The 16,225-nt window shown below is 37.1% G+C and carries 10 protein-coding genes and 1 tRNA gene; 8 read left to right on the forward strand and 3 right to left on the reverse strand.

What is annotated here, in order from left to right; all coding sequences use genetic code 11:
* Positions 1-107 precede the first annotated feature (107 nt).
* From DEU39_RS18530 to DEU39_RS18555, 6 genes are all read left to right on the forward strand, one after another.
* On the forward strand, positions 108-3,191 hold the full coding sequence (locus DEU39_RS18530) for a TonB-dependent receptor (RefSeq protein WP_120232945.1): 3,084 nt from the start codon (positions 108-110) through the stop codon (positions 3,189-3,191).
* Positions 3,192-3,358: 167 nt separating this feature from the next.
* Positions 3,359-4,105, forward strand: coding sequence for a glycerophosphodiester phosphodiesterase family protein (locus tag DEU39_RS18535; RefSeq protein WP_120232946.1), 747 nt, complete (start codon positions 3,359-3,361; stop codon positions 4,103-4,105).
* Positions 4,106-4,595: 490 nt separating this feature from the next.
* Positions 4,596-7,559 carry a SusC/RagA family TonB-linked outer membrane protein gene (locus DEU39_RS18540; RefSeq protein ID WP_120232947.1) on the forward strand — a complete coding sequence of 988 codons (2,964 nt, stop codon included), beginning with the start codon at positions 4,596-4,598 and terminating at the stop codon, positions 7,557-7,559.
* A 9-nt stretch (positions 7,560-7,568) separates the two neighbouring features.
* Complete coding sequence (locus tag DEU39_RS18545) at positions 7,569-9,017, forward strand: SusD/RagB family nutrient-binding outer membrane lipoprotein (RefSeq protein ID WP_120232948.1); 1,449 nt, start codon at positions 7,569-7,571, stop codon at positions 9,015-9,017.
* 71 nt (positions 9,018-9,088) lie between these two features.
* On the forward strand, positions 9,089-10,651 hold the full coding sequence (locus tag DEU39_RS18550; RefSeq protein WP_120233169.1) for a calcineurin-like phosphoesterase C-terminal domain-containing protein: 1,563 nt from the start codon (positions 9,089-9,091) through the stop codon (positions 10,649-10,651).
* A 329-nt stretch (positions 10,652-10,980) separates the two neighbouring features.
* Positions 10,981-11,694 carry a 3-ketoacyl-ACP reductase gene (locus tag DEU39_RS18555; RefSeq protein WP_062676455.1) on the forward strand — a complete coding sequence of 238 codons (714 nt, stop codon included), beginning with the start codon at positions 10,981-10,983 and terminating at the stop codon, positions 11,692-11,694.
* A gap of 142 nt (positions 11,695-11,836) precedes the next feature.
* Here DEU39_RS18555 and DEU39_RS18560 read toward each other — a convergent pair whose 3' ends face one another.
* A complete protein-coding gene (locus DEU39_RS18560; protein ID WP_147367617.1) occupies positions 11,837-12,100 on the reverse strand; it encodes a hypothetical protein in 264 nt (87 codons plus the stop codon).
* 45 nt (positions 12,101-12,145) lie between these two features.
* Between DEU39_RS18560 and prmA the strand changes: the two genes are divergently transcribed.
* Both prmA and DEU39_RS18570 read left to right on the forward strand, forming a co-directional pair.
* On the forward strand, positions 12,146-12,973 hold the full coding sequence (prmA, locus tag DEU39_RS18565) for a 50S ribosomal protein L11 methyltransferase (protein ID WP_110010825.1): 828 nt from the start codon (positions 12,146-12,148) through the stop codon (positions 12,971-12,973).
* Positions 12,974-12,996: 23 nt separating this feature from the next.
* On the forward strand, positions 12,997-13,836 hold the full coding sequence (locus tag DEU39_RS18570) for an SH3 domain-containing protein (RefSeq protein WP_120232950.1): 840 nt from the start codon (positions 12,997-12,999) through the stop codon (positions 13,834-13,836).
* A 131-nt stretch (positions 13,837-13,967) separates the two neighbouring features.
* Here DEU39_RS18570 and DEU39_RS18575 read toward each other — a convergent pair whose 3' ends face one another.
* Positions 13,968-15,431 carry a tetratricopeptide repeat protein gene (locus DEU39_RS18575; RefSeq protein WP_183037443.1) on the reverse strand — a complete coding sequence of 488 codons (1,464 nt, stop codon included), beginning with the start codon at positions 15,429-15,431 and terminating at the stop codon, positions 13,968-13,970.
* A 721-nt stretch (positions 15,432-16,152) separates the two neighbouring features.
* Positions 16,153-16,225, reverse strand: a tRNA-Arg gene (locus tag DEU39_RS18580).

The following is a 16,225-nucleotide window of genomic DNA, read 5'->3' on the forward strand; positions in this document are numbered from 1 at the left end:
CTTTGCACATCTGATTGAAAGAAACCTCATAATGATCTATCATCGTGAAAATCAAAGAGGTTTCCGGGCTAACATGAAAAAATTAATAATATAGATCTTCGGAAGAAATGAAAAAAGTAAAGATTGTACTGGGATTATTGTTTTTAGGGCTTGGGACAATGGCTTATGCACAGACCACGCAGGCTTCTATTGTAGGGAAAGTTACCGGACCGGGAAGTACGGCTCAGGAAAAAGTGAAAGTGACGATCGTGAACGAGTCCACAGGATTCAGAACGGAAACGGAAACCAACTCAAAAGGAGAATATATTTTTAAAGAAATTCCTCTTGGTGGGCCTTACACGGTTATTGTCAATGATGATAAAAAAGAAGGTTATAATGTCAACTTCGGAGATCAGGTGACCGTGAATATGGATCTGGGGAACGAAAAGACTATTGAGGAAGTAAAAATTACAGGAAACCTTAAAAACAAGATCGGAAACCTGGGAGCAGCTACCGCAATTTCTGCGAAAAACATCAGCATGCTTCCGGTGAACGGACGAAACTTCACCAATCTTACGGAACTATCTCCGTTAAGCGGAAAAGGAGGAAACCTTTCCGGCCAGCTTGGATCTTCTACCAACTTTACGATTGACGGGATGACCGCAAAAAATCCTACTTCTGCAGGATCAACAACGAGCCGAAGCGGTGCACCATTTTCCATCTCCATTGAAGCGGTCCGTGAATTCAAAATCACTACCAACCAATATGATGTTACATTGGGAAGAAGCGGAGGAGGAACAGTAAGTGCTGTTACCAAATCAGGAACCAATAAATTTTCCGGAAGTGCCTGGGAATATTTAAGAACAAACTGGCTTTCCAGTCCATATGACATCAGAGGAAACAAAAGAAATAATGACTTCTCTACTTCGCAGTTCGGATTTTCATTGGGAGGTCCGATCATTAAAAATAAATTACACTTCTTCGTAGCATGGGATCATCAGCTGGATTCAAGACCTTTAGTGATTGCTGATATCAAATCTCCGGATGATGAGAAGAGATTCAACACAACTACGCAGACGCTTAATCAGTTCCTGGATATTGCAAGAGCAAAATATGGAGTAGGAAGCAGCCCCCAGTTCGGAACTTTTGATAAAGTGAGAAACTCTGATGCCGGTTTCTTACGTCTAGACTGGCAGATTAATGAAAAGCATTTATTAACGCTTAGAAATAACTTTACTTACGATCTTAACAAAAACGGATTAGGTGATAATACCAATATCAATTTTTTTGAGTCGTACGGAAATGACAAAAACCTTGATAACAGTTTATTATTGACCTTAAGATCAAATCTGAGACCTAACTTAACCAACGAATTAAAGGCGCAGTATCTCTATACTTTCCAGGACAGTTACCAGAACAATCAATTAGGAAAACCTGTACCGAGAGCTATTGTTGAAGGAGTTTCTTCCAGTGCGGGATCTACGAATATTCAGATCGGAGGACACCGCTTTGCTCAGGAAAGCTTCAGAAATAATGTGTTCCAGATTGTAGATAATTTATATTACAATACAGATAAGGTAAAATATACGTTTGGGGCAGACCTTATGTATACAACAGCAAAATCGGTATACGGAAGTGAGGTGAACGGAAGGTTCCATTTCCAGGGTATGAGCAATTTTGAGACCATGACACCTTACAGATTCTATAGAGAAGTTCCTTTGGTGGCCGATCCGTCTGTCAGATCAAATATCTGGAACATCGGTCTCTATGGGCAATTCCAGACCAAAGTAGCTAAAGGACTTGATTTAATGGCTGGTTTGAGATTAGATTACGGTGGTTACCCGAAAGCAGAATTCAACCAGAAACTGTTTGATGAAATGGGAATCAGAACGGATAACCAGATCAAATCATTTGTCATCCAGCCAAGATTCCAGTTTGACTGGAACATCAATGAAGGAAATAAAGACTTCCTGAAGTTCGGTGCCGGAATTTTCTCTTCCGATATCAACAATTATATGATCATCAATAACCTTGTATTTGATGGAAAACATCTGGCTACTGTGGATGTAACGGGTAAAGATGTTCCGTTCCCGGATTTCAACAGCTATAGAGATGATTATAATACGGTTCCGTCACTTTCCCAGAAGCAGATTCCGACGATCAACTATACCGGTAAGGATGCAAAGATCCCGATCGTTTATAAAGCCAATATCTCTTATACTCATTTCTTCAATGAAAGGTTCAGAGCAGGAATTGCAGGATATATGGCTTTAGGTAGAAACAATTACTATTATTACGACAGAAACATGGTGGCCAATCCTTTCTTTACACTGGCTAACGAAGGCGGAAGGGGAGTATTTATTCCTACAGGAGCTATTACCAATAATGCCAATAACAGTGTAAGTTTTGACTGGAAACAGGGAAGAATCAATAATGATTTCGGAAGAGTACTTGAATTGGTGAGCGATGGTAAAGTAAACCAGTTCTCATTCGTAATCGATACAAGTTATCGTTACTGGAAAGATGGAGAAATTACTGCAAGTTATACGTGGTCTGATATCAAAGACAATACTTCATACAACGGAAACGTAGCCAACTCTGCAACATTGTCTACCATGATTCAGAGTGATCCTAGAGATTTGAGAATGACCTATTCTGACAACCAGTTCAGAAACAAAGTCGTGATCTATGGAAACTCTCCTACCATTGCAGGATTTACATTGGGGATCAGGTATTCAGGAATCGGAGGAACGCGTTTCTCAGCAACCACAGGAGGAAACATCAACGGCGACTTCGTAGATTCCAACGATCTTGCTTTTATCTTCCCTAATCTTACCAAATCCATACTGGATGATCCGCAGGTAGGGCAGGCCCTGAAAGATTATATCAATGAATATAACGGTAGAATCGCAGAGCGTAACGGAGGTAAAAACGGTTTCTACGGTGTTTGGGACGTACGTGTTGCCAAGAAAATTAAATTCGATAAAGTGGGAGCTTTTGAACTTTCTGTTGATATTTTCAACGTAGCCAACCTTCTTAACAAAGAATGGGGGGTAAACAAATCATACTCAAATACTTCTTTGTATAAGGTAACCAAGTTCAATAAAGATACGATGCAGTACGAATACACCAAAAACGTAAGTGGAGGCGGTTTGGTTCCTCTGACAGGAAATCCTTACCAGATCCAGATCGGTGCGAAATACAGTTTCTAACTTTTACCTTTTTTAACCACTGAAGACATAAAAGAAATTGAGCAGGCTATGGTAAATCTCACCTAGCTTTAATCAGTAAATCTTTTATGTCTTTTGGTTTTTATTTTGTAATAACTACCTTTATCAGGAAGTTTCACGACTTTATTTTAATAATTTAAAATTATATTATGAAAAATTTTATCTTAGGGTTAGCAGTTTTAAGTACAGTTATGATGAAAGCACAAACCCAGATTATTGCCCATAGAGGATATTTCCAGGCTCAGCCTCCAACAACAGAGAATTCAATTCAATCATTGGAAAATGCCCAGAAATTAAAAATATATGGGGCGGAATTTGATGTAAGAATGACAAAAGATGGTGTATTGGTGATCAATCATGATGAACACCATGGTAAAATGGAAATTTCAGAAACTCTTTTCAAAGAACTGGAAGCATTGAAATTATCCAACGGAGAAAAATTCCCGACCTTAAAAGATTATTTAAAACAGGGGAAAAAAGATAAATCTCTGAAGTTAATTGTTGAAATCAAACCAGCTAAGACTCCGGAAATTGAAAATGAGATCACGCAAAAAACGATCAAAATGATTAAAGATATGAAGCTGGAATCTCAAAGTGAGTTTATTTCTTTCAGCCTTAATATCTGTAAAGAGATCAAAAAACTGGCTCCGTCTTTTAAAGTACAATATCTGAACGGTGAACTGTCACCTGAGCAGATCAAAAAAGAAGGATTGGATGGTATGGATTACCACTACAGTGTTTTCCAGAAAAACCCAACATGGATTGCTGATGCAAAAGCATTAGGGTTAATTACCAATTCATGGACCGTAAATGACATTGCTGTTTACGAAGAATTAAAAAAACAAGGAATAGGATTCGTAACAACCAATATTCCGGATCAGTTAAAGAATAAATAACGATTGAATATCCTTCACCAATAGTACAACCGAAGGACGAAATATTCCCCTCCTCCGGAGGGGTGGCAAAAATTCAAAGAATTTTTGACGGGGTGGTCAAACGAAATTTTTTAACCATCTCTACAAATAACCAATAATTTATGCAGTCTGCCCATTATCAAGAGGCAGACTGTTTCTTTTTAGCAGCTAAGCCCTTTCTTTTAATAATAAACGATATAAACAGGTGGTTGGATTTGTTTTAATAAGTTTCAAATCAGGTTTTTATGTATTTCGCGTGGTATTATCTCAAAGCAAGACAATAAAGATACATAAATACAGCCTTACCACCGTATTAAAAACACTTAATTGCCTAAGTGTTTATTATTGAGGTGTTTACTTAATGTTATTAAGGCTTGATTAATATTTGGTTTAATAAATTTTTAAGAAACGTTAAAATTGTGTTAAGACGTTCCTTGTAATGTCGTTCTAATTTTGCGCAAACAAAAAGGAAATGCGTAAAGAGACACAAAAACTGTTGGTTTTGTCGCTGTTAGGATTGGTTAGCGTTAATCTGGCAGCTCAGCAGAAAGCTAAAAAAGATACCATTAAAGGACTTGATGAAGTAGTAGTGACTGCTTTGGGAATCAAGAGGCATGACAGAGCCTTAGGGTATGTTGCTGAGAAAGTAGATGCCAAAACATTTGAAGAAACCCAGAATAATAACTGGGCACAGTCGATGGAAGGAAAAGTCGCTGGTCTTAAAATCCAGACGGCTGGAGCAGGGCCGTTGGGAACTTCCAGAATTACTTTGAGAGGGGAAAAATCCATTATGATGGATCACAACTACGCTCTTATTGTAGTGGATGGAGTGCCATTGGGGAATTCTACCACAGGTTCCGGTACGGCTGCGTATGGAGCAGGTTCCGGAGGTGACGTTCCCATCGATCTTGGGAATGGATTGAACAGCATCAACCCGGATGATATTGAATCCGTAACGGTATTGAAAGGAGCTTCTGCAGCCGCATTATACGGATCACGCGCTGCCAACGGAGCTTTAATGATCACCACAAAATCCGGAAAAACTAAAAACGGAAAACTGAGGGTTACTTTTAACTCTTCCTCAAGCTTTGATTCTGTATTGAAATGGCCGGACTGGCAATACGAATACGGGCAGGGAACACTGGCAACCAATACAGCAGGAAACTTCTACTATTCTTATGGCCTTTCTCCGGATGGACCAAATACCGGAGGAACCAGTAGTGCTTTTGGTCCTAAATTCGCCGGACAGTATTATTTCCAATACGATCCTAACGTAATGGGGCAGAGCAAGGAAAGACAATTGTGGAGACCTTATGAAAATAACATTAAAGGTTTCTGGAGAACAGGTTCTACCTACTCGAACAGTATTTCCGTAGAAAGCTCCAACGAGAAAACCAGCTTCAGATCTTCACTTACTTACCTTAATAATGAGTGGATGATGCCAAATACAGGCTTCGACAGGTTCAATTTTGCTTTGTCATTTGCCCATCAGCTTACCCAAAAATTAAAAATATCAACAAAATTTGCCTATAACACTACTACCAGTGATAATCTTCCTGCAACAGGATACAACAACCAGTCGATTTCCTATTTCATGATCTTCCAGAATCCCAATGTAGATCTGGAGTGGTATAAGCCTATCTGGAAGCCGGGGCAGGAGCAGGTTGACCAAATCCATCCGTTCAGCTCCTATATTGACAATCCATATATGATTGCTTATGAAATGCTGAATGGAGTTAGAAAGAAGACTATTACAGGAAATATCACAGCGGATTATCAGTTTAATAAGAATTTCAGTGTAATGCTGAGGTCAGGAATTGAAATCCTGAATGAAAAAAGAACGACCAAAAGACCCTGGAGCTCTGCCAATTACCTGAAAGGTTTCTACAGAGAACAGTTTATCAAAAACCAGGAATATAATAACGACCTTTTATTTTCTTATAAAGCAGACTGGAATAAATTCAGCATTTCAGCGTCAGCAGGGGGAAGCATTCGTTATAATGAATACCTGCTTAATGATTATCAGGCCATCGGACTGAAAACAGCAGGAGAATACAGCCTTACCAACGCACTTTCTATTCCGGTTAAATATCCGGCACCCAGAGATAAACATGTAGACAGTGTGTACGGATTGCTTACTCTGGGATATGACAATAAAATATTTGTGGATATTACCGGAAGAAACGACTGGAGCTCTACGCTTCCGAAGCAAAACAGATCATTCTTTTATCCTTCGGTGAGTACCAGTTTCATTTTATCAGATATTTTTAATCTGAAAAGCAATAATCTGAACCTATGGAAACTGAGAGCTTCATGGGCAAAAGTAGGGATAGACAGTGATCCTTATCTTTTGGATAACTATTATACAGCAAGTAATATTACAGGGAGTGTAGTGGCGCCTACCACTTTTAATAATCCATCTCTTAAACCTGAAAAAAATACCAATATTGAAGCCGGTATGGATTTCAGCCTTTTCAAAAACAGATTGAACCTTAATCTTACTGCCTACCAGAATTTCAGTGAAAACCAGATTATTCCGGTATCGATGCCTACAGAAAGCGGATATTCCAAAAGGATCATCAATGCTGGAAAAATCCGAAACAGAGGCCTTGAACTTTCAGCGGATATCTTAGCCATAAAAGGTAAAGACTTCTCATGGAAAGTTGGTGGAAACTGGTCTACCAACGAAAACAGAGTGATGACCTTACCGGAAGGATTCGATGGTATTGTTTCCAACGTAGGAGATGTAGTATTCTATAAAATGGAAGTAGGAGGTTCATTGGGCGATATGTATGGCTTTAAACTACTAAGGACTCCGGATGAAAAAGTAATTTATGGCGATAACGGACTTCCTGCAAGACCAGCAGATATTGAAAAAGTAGGAAATGCGTTCCCGAAATGGAGAGCCGGTCTTCAGAATGATTTTCGAATTAAGAACTTTACGATCAGTTTTTCATTTGACGGTCAGTACGGTGGTATTGCTTATTCTCAGTCACATCATAAAATGTCTGAACAGGGTAAGCTGAAATCTACCCTTCCGGGAAGAGATAATCCTGGCGGAATGATTGTAGGAGACGGTGTTGTCCAAAATCCTGACGGATCGTTCAGTACGAATACAAAAGGAGTACTGGTATCTTCTTATTACGGAGATTATTATAGAAGGGCTAATGTGGAAACCAACAGCTTCAGCACAGACTTTATTAAGCTGAGAGACGCAAGAATTGCCTATTCATTCCCGAAAGAAACCATACAATCAATAGGTCTGGATGATCTTACCATTGCCATTTTCGGAAAGAACCTGTGGATGTGGACCAAATTTCCAATGTTTGACCCCGAAGTGGCTACGTTGGATAATGCAACCATTACTCCCGGAGTGGAAATGGGACAACTCCCGGCAGCAAGAACAGTTGGTTTTCAGTTAAATCTTAAATTCTAAATTTTAAAAATGAAAAAAATAATTATAAATCTGACATTGGCAGTTTCGGTTTTCATGCTTCAATCCTGTGACAGAACTTTCGAGGAGTTCAATACAGATACCAGCAGGATTAAAGACCCTTCCGTTGGAAGCCTTCTTGCTCCCATTCAGTATGAAATGGCGAGTTACGGCTATAACAGAGCAGATGATTTCACTTTTGATATGATGCAGATTGCTTTAGACTTTCCCAATGAAGGAAATTCCTACAGCAGATATTATATGGATGAAAAAAGTGGTAACGGATACTGGAATACTTCTTACAGATGGCTTAAGCAGGTAAATGATCTCAGAAAATATGCAGACAAAGAACAGAATAATAATTACCTTGCTATTTCAATGGTCCTGAATGCATGGATTGCCTCCAACCTTACTGATGCTTTCGGAGATATACCTTTATCTGAAGCGCTTAAAGTTGAAGAAAATATTTTAAGACCAAAATATGATAAGCAGAAAGAGATCTACATTCAGCTGTTAAATGATCTGAAAACAGCCAACTCGTTATTCAATACCAATCAGGCATTAACTGAAACCGATCTGTTTTATAATGCCAATACCAACAGCCAGACCGGAATTTTAGGATGGAAAAAATTCTGTAACTCTCTATCATTAAGATTATTAACCAGAATTCTAAGCCGAAACGGAGAAGTAAATGTCTATGAAAGAATTCAGGAAATTATCAATAATCCGGCTCAATATCCCATTTTTCAGAATAATACAGACAGTGCAGTGCTGCCGCTTTCCGGAATATCTCCCTACCTGCCGCCAATAGCCCGCCCACAGGATTTTACCGCTTCCAGGGCTGCAGGTGAATTCTTTGTGAATGCCATGAAAGATAATAATGACCCAAGACTGAGCCTATTTTTCACAAAAGCGAAAGCAGGAACAGGAGAAGATCTTGGTTATAAAGGAGCTCCTTCAGGATACGCTTTGGGAACATCTTTCAACTATCAGCCTTCCAACCTTAATCAGAATCTGGCGAAAGCACCTTTAAAGATTTTAATCATGACTTATTCTGAAGTTCAGTTTATCCTTGCAGAATTAGTCAATAAAGGAATCATCGCGGGAAACCAGCAAACCTATTACGAAACCGGGGTGAAATCTATAATCGAACAATGGGGAGCAACAGTTCCTGCCAATTACTTCAGTAATCCTAAAGTGGCGTATGACGGCTCTCTGGAAAAAATTATGCTTCAGAAATACATATCCCTGTTTTTTATTGACCATCAGCAATGGTATGAATACAGACGTACAAAACTTCCTGTACTCCCTAATAACGGAGGGCTTCAGAACGGAGGGCAAATGCCTGTGAGATTCATGTATCCTACGGCTACAAAAGTGATGAATACAGATAATTATAACGCAGCCGTACAATCGATGGGAGGAGACAATATCAACGTGAAAATGTGGTGGAATAAATAAAAGTGTCAATTGAAAGATTAAAAAATAATTTAAAGATTTAAAAAATTATGACTATCAATATAAAATATATCATGCCTTGTATGCTGGTTTCAGCAATGGCGCTCGCACAGACTTCTGTCTCAGGATATGTATTCGAAGACCTCAACAAAAATCAAAAGAAAGAAAACCGTGAAAAAGGAATTGAAGGCGTAGCTGTCTCTAATGGAGTGCAGGTAGTTCTTACGGATAAAAACGGTAGATACAGTCTTCCGGTTCAGGAAGATCAAACTATTTTTGTGATCAAGCCTTCAGGGTATCAGACTGCTTTAAATGCAAACAATCTTCCACAGTTCTATTATCATCATAAACCTAATGGATCTCCTGCAGATTTTAAATACAAAGGAGTAGCTCCCACAGGAGACCTTCCTAAAGAACTGAACTTCCCGCTTTATAAGCAAAACGAAAACAAAAATTTTGACATCCTTGTTTTCGGTGATCCTCAGCCTTACACAGAAAAAGAACTGGATTACTTCAAAAGAGGAATCGTAAACGAAGTAAAGAATACAAAGAAAAATGCAGTATTGGGTATCAGTCTGGGAGATCTGGTAGGAGACAACCTAAGTCTTCAGAAACCTTACGCAGATGTGATGAAAGAAGTCGGACTACCCTGGTATAATGTGATGGGAAATCATGACATGAACTATGATGCAAAGGAAGACAGGCTTTCCGATGAAACATTTGAATCTAATTTTGGTCCTGCCAATTACTCGTTCAACTACGGTAATGTACACTTCATCATTTTAGATGATATTCTTTATCCGGACCCGAGAGACGGCAAAGGGTATTGGGGCGGATTCCGTGATGACCAGCTTCAGTTTATCGAAAATGATCTGAAACTGGTTGATAAAAATAAACTGATCGTCATTTCTTTCCATATTCCATTGGAACATAATAATGAAGACAACTTCAGAAATGCGGACCGTCAGAAATTATTTGATTTTCTGAATCCTTTCCAGAATGTATTGCTTTTGTCAGCACATACTCATATCCAGCAGCAGATTTTCTACGGCAAAAAAGCAGGCTGGAACGGAATCAAAGAATTACACGAATATAACGTAGGAACTACTTGTGGCGACTGGTATTCAGGAACACCGGATGAAGCCGGACTTCCTACCTCAACCATGAGAGACGGGACTGCAAAAGGTTACTCTTTCATCAGTTTTACAGACAATCAGTATAAAGTTAAGTACAGAACAGCCGGAAAACCGGAAGACTATCAGATCAAATTATATGTTCCGAAAGTGATTTCTTCCTCAAGAACCTCTGCCAAAGTACTGGCTAACTTCTTCATGGGAAGCAAAAAAGACAAGGTAGAATACAGAATAGATGGTGGAAAATGGGAAGAAATGAAGTACGATGAAACCATAGACCCGAATTTTGCTCTTTCTGTTTTCAAATGGGATTCTACAGAGAAAATTTTTCCGGGAAGAAGACCTTCCAACCCTGAAATGTCAAAACATATCTGGGAAGCGGATTTTCCTAAGAAATTAGCATTAGGAAAACACAAAGTTGAGGTGAAAGCTGTAGACATGTATGGAAATGAATTCTCAGCTTCAGAAGAATTTGAAGTTCAGAACGCCATCCAGATTCCTTAAGCTTTTTATTTTTTTACTATACCTTTTAGATTTTGAAACCGGTTCTTATGAGCCGGTTTTAATTGTTATCGAGGTTTAGATAAACGACAAAAGTCACAAAAGTTTTTAAGCTATACTTTGGATATAAGAAGCGCACTTAAGTTTTATAAAAATCTAAGTTTTCATCTTATGTTAACTTTTATACGGGATGATTGTAACTTTTAAATATTATCTGTAGTAATCATCTTTTGTGATTTTTGTGGTTGTATAAAATATAAGTTAAATCTGTGTTTTCGCGGCCTCATAAAAATGTTCTTTCGTAACTTTGTATCAAGAAAAGTATCATTACTATGAATATAAACGGAAAAAATGCCATTGTAACAGGTGGTGGAAGAGGACTAGGAAAAGCTGTAGCGTTAGCTTTAGCCAATGAAGGAGTAAACGTTGCCATTACAGGAAGAAACGAAGAGAACCTTAAAATGACGGTTGAAGAAATCAAAAAATTAGGAGTACACTCAGCCTACGCAGTATTTTCTGTAGACAATGAAATTCAGGTAAAAGCTGGAATAGAATCTTTAGCAGAACAATTGGGAGGAATTGATATTCTGATCAATAATGCAGGAATCGGAGACTTTGGTTCTATCGAAGAAATGCCTTCTGAAACTTGGGAGCAGGTTATTAAAACCAATCTTTTCGGAGTATACTATGCAGCCAAAGCAGCTTATCCCTTCATGAAAGCAAAAGGAGAAGGTGATATCGTCAACGTAGCCTCTACTGCAGGGCTGAAAGGCGGACCGAATATGTCTGCATACGCCGCTTCAAAAGCAGCAGTAGTATCTCTTTCTCAATCCATGATGGCAGAATGGAGAAAACAAAATATCCGTGTCATTACGCTGACTCCAAGTACTATTGCTTCTGATATGAGCATCCAGGGCGGTCTTACAGACGGAAATCCTGACAAAGTATTACAGCCGGAAGATTTTGCAGAATGGGTAAGAGATATCCTGAAAATGAACAGAAGAGCGCTGATTGCAAACGGTTCTATATTCTCTACAAATCCTTAATAAGGTTTTAAAATTTAAAGTTCAAGGTTGAGAGTTTAATGTTTAAAGCTTTCGGCAAAGGACATTTTAATCTAACTTGAATGATAAAATTCAATAGGAGCGGGCTTTAGCCCGCTTTTCTTTTAATCAGTATTATATGACTTTAGTGAAAATTTGTAATCTTTCGCTTTTCAAAAAAATCTACATTGTCTTTAGGATAGAAAAAATAAGTTTTGGCTGAAGCCAATGGAAATTTGTCATGATTTGAAGACGGGCTAAAACCTGCCTCTATTGAAAATACGATGCAATCATCTATGTCATCCGTATAATTTGTGGGAGAAAAAATTAACAAATAAACTTTTTTACCACATCCACAATTTAAAAAAACATAAAACTCCCCGGTTTCATCCAAAAATGACTCCATCATTTTTTTAACAGTAATAACATTAGTATTTTTGCAGAAATTATTCACATGCAAAATTATTTAGAATTCAATTTCAAAATTTCTCCATTACAACCCTGGAATGAGATATTAATGGCAGAGCTTATAGAAATAGGCTTTGACAGCTTTACAGAAGAAATTGACGGAATTTTAGGATATATTCAGACAGATTTGTTTCACGAAGATCAGTTGAAAGGACTTCCAATTTTCGAAAACGAAAATGTAAAAATCGAATATTCTTTCGAAGAAATGCCGAATATCAACTGGAACGAAGAATGGGAAAAGAATTTTTCTCCAATTAATATCGATGATAAAGTACTGATCAGGGCAGAGTTCCACGAATCTGTACCGGGAATGCATGAAATTATCATTCAACCTAAAATGTCTTTCGGAACAGGTCATCACCCTACAACCCATTTAATGATCCAGCAAATGATGGATATTGATTTCAAGGGTAAAAAAGTATTGGATATGGGATGCGGAACTTCTGTATTAGCTATTTATGCAAAACAGCAGGGCGCCGGAGATACCAAAGCTATCGATATTGATGAATGGTCAGTAGAAAATTCAAAAGAAAATGCAGTAAGAAATAATGTAGAACTGGATATTGAACAGGGAACTGCAGAAAACTTAGGGAAAGAGAATTACGATATCATTTTAGCCAATATCAACAGAAATATCCTGATTTCAGATATCCCAACCTATGTTTCAGTACTGAATGACGGTGGAAAATTATTACTTTCAGGCCTTTGCTTCTTTGATGTAGATGATATTCTGGAAGTATGCAAAGAAAGTGGTCTGGAGCTTAAAAAGAAATTACAGCGTGAAGAGTGGGTAAGCCTTCTGCTTGAAAAATAACACACCAAAAACAAAATACGAATATGAAAACTTTATGGATAGCTTTATTTTTACTGATGCTGCAGTTTTTTACAGCACAGGAAAATGAAGTGTATGCAGATGGTATCTTTAGCTTTGAAGAAAATAAAACTCAAAAAATCTTTACAGATTGGACGCGTGTGAGATTAGATCCCGGAGTGAATGCTCAGATTGTAGATTCATTGCAGGTGAACCAACAGGTAATGATTCTTAAAAAAGAAAATGCAGTCCTGAAACTGGGAGAAAGAAATGCTAACTGGTATAAAATCTCTTATCAGAAAGGAGAGAATACATTGGAAGGATATATCTGGGGTGGCAATCTTTGTGTAGGCTACCGTAATAAGAATGGGTATGACTTCCTCTTTGGGCTTTCCAAAACAATTGACCGGAAGAATAAAGAAATCAATGAAATTGAAAAGCAGAATATTGCCGGAATAAAAGTACTGGAAGGAAATACACTTATTGATGAGGTGTATTTTGATACCGGAAGAGGAGAGGAGTTGAGTTCAGCAGCATTCAATATAGAAAGCAATCATAAACTGCAAAATGTTGAATTCACCTTAAAAGCAATGGTTTCGGGAGAAGCTTGTGGAATAGCAAGTTATGATCAGTATGTTCTTTTTAAAGGTAAAAAGTTAATTGCCCTTCCGCAATTGACAAACGTAGGGGATGCCGGTGTTTTTTATCATAGTGAAGAATTTATTTTTCCCAATGATAAAGGAGGAATTCCCAATGCATTTATCTTAAAAGTGGAAGATATGGAAGTAGATGAAAGAGATAGAGAGAAGAAAAAACATTCTTTCAGAACTTACCTTTGGAATGGAAATGCCTACAAACTGAAATAAAATCAGTATTGACGAAAATTAAAAATCCCTCACTTAAGAATGAGGGATTTTATATATAGTGTCAGGGGTAAACTCTTATTACTTTTGAGGAGAATAACCATCATATTCATTATGTTTTATGTTCGTGAAGATTATTTAACCTCAGATATTGATCTTATAAATTGATAGAGATCAGTCTGTGCTTCAAGGTGTAGTTTTTTGCGTAATCGGTATTTCTTCGTTTGTACAGATCTGTGCTCCATAGAAGAATACTGTGCCATTTCTTTTGAAGAGAACCCCAGCCATATCATAGCACAGAAAGATAAGTCAGAGGGGGAAAGATTAGCGTTGATTTTTAAAAGTTGCTGGCAGACCTCAGGATATGTTTCCTGAAATAATGCTAAAAAGCCAACATCGTTTTTTTTTGCCAGTTGAATGATCTGCTCATGATTTTCATTGAGCTTTCTTTTTAGAATTTTTGCTTCTTCTTCCTGCCGAAGAATAATTGTTTTACTTTCAATAAGCCTTTTTTTCTTTCTTTTAAACTGTAGATAAAAATAAAGAGATAGTAAAAAAATAAGTACAAACAGAACCCCTCCATACCATAAAAATGACAGGAATTTGTTTTTTTGTTTTTCTTCTTCTTTCTTTGAAATTTTATTAAAAGCTAATGTGATAGCTTTGCTTTGGTCATTGTCTAAGCTGTCTTTCAGTGAGGTGGCCTTGCTTAAATATTCAGATTCTTTCTCAGATTCTTTAAGGTCTTTATAAACTGTGGCCAGCCATCTGTAATTATCTAAGACCAGATAAGGTCTGTTTACTTCCTTTGCCAGTTCAAGGGATTGTTGATAGATATCAATAGCCTCATCATTTTTTTTCTGAACATACAGAAAAAAGCCATAATTATATAAAATAACCGCTCTCTGGTATTTATTATGTTTAAACCTTTTGGTTTCTATCAGGTCAAGGCTTTTTTTAAAATAATAATTGGCTGAATCTAAATTTCGATCATACTTTGTATAATGATATGCTATAAGTGCTATATCTAAAGGATTCAGATCTATTTTCATTGCTTTATGAAGGTAGACGAGTGATGAATCAGACTGTTCAACTCCGTCGAAATACGATGCCCGGGTTGAATAAACATACCGTAAAAAAAATCGGCAGTCCTGATTATCTTTTTTCAATCTTAAAGCAAATTTCATGGCCTTTGAATTATAACCTAAAGCCATTTTAGGGAGATTCATCCTGTTGTAGACCTGTGAATATTCCTGATTGATTTTACCGGCAAGAAAATCATCATTGATATCTTTTGATTTTTCCTCAGCATCATTCAGATATTCTATGGCCTTTTTAAATTCTCCTGTAAGCCATAGACGATTCGCAATATTGGCATAACCCCAGGCTTCTCCTTTAGGGTAATTATTTTGCTGGGCTTCTTTTATAATTTTTTGATTCCAAATGATCAGATCCTTGTTAGATATTTGGGTTCTGAGTTCTTCATTTGTTTTTATGAGTAAAGTATCTATTTGCTGTATACTATAGTGTTGTGGAAATAGTTTTGAACAACCGCATGTAAAAACAAGACAATAGATTATTCTATTAAAATTTTTCAAAGATTTCATCATCATAGAATAAATACTATATTGAGAATAATACAAAAATTAAATATAATGCAAGATAAAAGTGAATTCATTATAATATAAACTACTGTTTATTAACTCTTGTAATTATGACTAATATCCACAAAAAACAGGTGGGATTATTAACCCCACCCGTTAGGCATCATAAAGGTTTTTTGATCAATTTTGTGTTTTAGAATCGATAATTTGCTGCAATTTCAAGAAAAGAAAGGAAATAAGAAAATTATAGAATACATCATAGGTACATCATGTTGTTTTACTTTATCTGTAAGAGTTATTACTAGGTTGTATGTATGGTGTAGGTTCATTGCGTGCACACATTGTATAGTGGTTTTGTAATGGATGTTGTGCTTATGCTTACTTTGCATGAAGTTTAAAAAAAGAAAAGAAAAAATAATTTTAATGTTCGGTATGTCTTTTTCTTTACCAATATTTTTCCAACCTATTAGATGTAAATCGGTATACGAATGAAAATAAAAGCTTCAGTATCTTATCGTATTTTATACTGTTAAATGGGAGTTTCTTAATTATGATGTAGAAATATCTAAGTAGCAGATACGGGTTTTCCTAGTGATATTTAATACTAAGAATAATAACTTCTTCAGCAGGATGCCAGAATGAGTGACTACGAGTATGAGTTCCAAAGATCCTGAATATAACAAAAAAGACTTACTGTTTCCAGTAAGTCTTTAAGTGAGCGCGAAAGGATTCGAACCTTTGACCGTCTGCTTAGAAGGCAGATGCTCTATCCAGCTGAGCTACGCACC

The organism is Chryseobacterium sp. AG363, assembly GCF_003610675.1.
GTDB classification, from domain to species: domain Bacteria; phylum Bacteroidota; class Bacteroidia; order Flavobacteriales; family Weeksellaceae; genus Chryseobacterium; species Chryseobacterium cucumeris.

What these genes read in the sequence shown, in the direction of transcription:
- DEU39_RS18530 (WP_120232945.1), top strand. Translation starts at nt 108, where the DNA reads ATGAAAAAAGTAAAGATTGTACTGGGATTATTGTTTTTAGGGCTTGGG.
- DEU39_RS18535 (WP_120232946.1), top strand. Translation starts at nt 3,359, where the DNA reads ATGAAAAATTTTATCTTAGGGTTAGCAGTTTTAAGTACAGTTATGATG.
- DEU39_RS18540 (WP_120232947.1), top strand. Translation starts at nt 4,596, where the DNA reads ATGCGTAAAGAGACACAAAAACTGTTGGTTTTGTCGCTGTTAGGATTG.
- DEU39_RS18545 (WP_120232948.1), top strand. Translation starts at nt 7,569, where the DNA reads ATGAAAAAAATAATTATAAATCTGACATTGGCAGTTTCGGTTTTCATG.
- DEU39_RS18550 (WP_120233169.1), top strand. Translation starts at nt 9,089, where the DNA reads ATGCCTTGTATGCTGGTTTCAGCAATGGCGCTCGCACAGACTTCTGTC.
- DEU39_RS18555 (WP_062676455.1), top strand. Translation starts at nt 10,981, where the DNA reads ATGAATATAAACGGAAAAAATGCCATTGTAACAGGTGGTGGAAGAGGA.
- DEU39_RS18560 (WP_147367617.1), bottom strand. Translation starts at nt 12,100, where the DNA reads ATGATGGAGTCATTTTTGGATGAAACCGGGGAGTTTTATGTTTTTTTA.
- prmA (WP_110010825.1), top strand. Translation starts at nt 12,146, where the DNA reads ATGCAAAATTATTTAGAATTCAATTTCAAAATTTCTCCATTACAACCC.
- DEU39_RS18570 (WP_120232950.1), top strand. Translation starts at nt 12,997, where the DNA reads ATGAAAACTTTATGGATAGCTTTATTTTTACTGATGCTGCAGTTTTTT.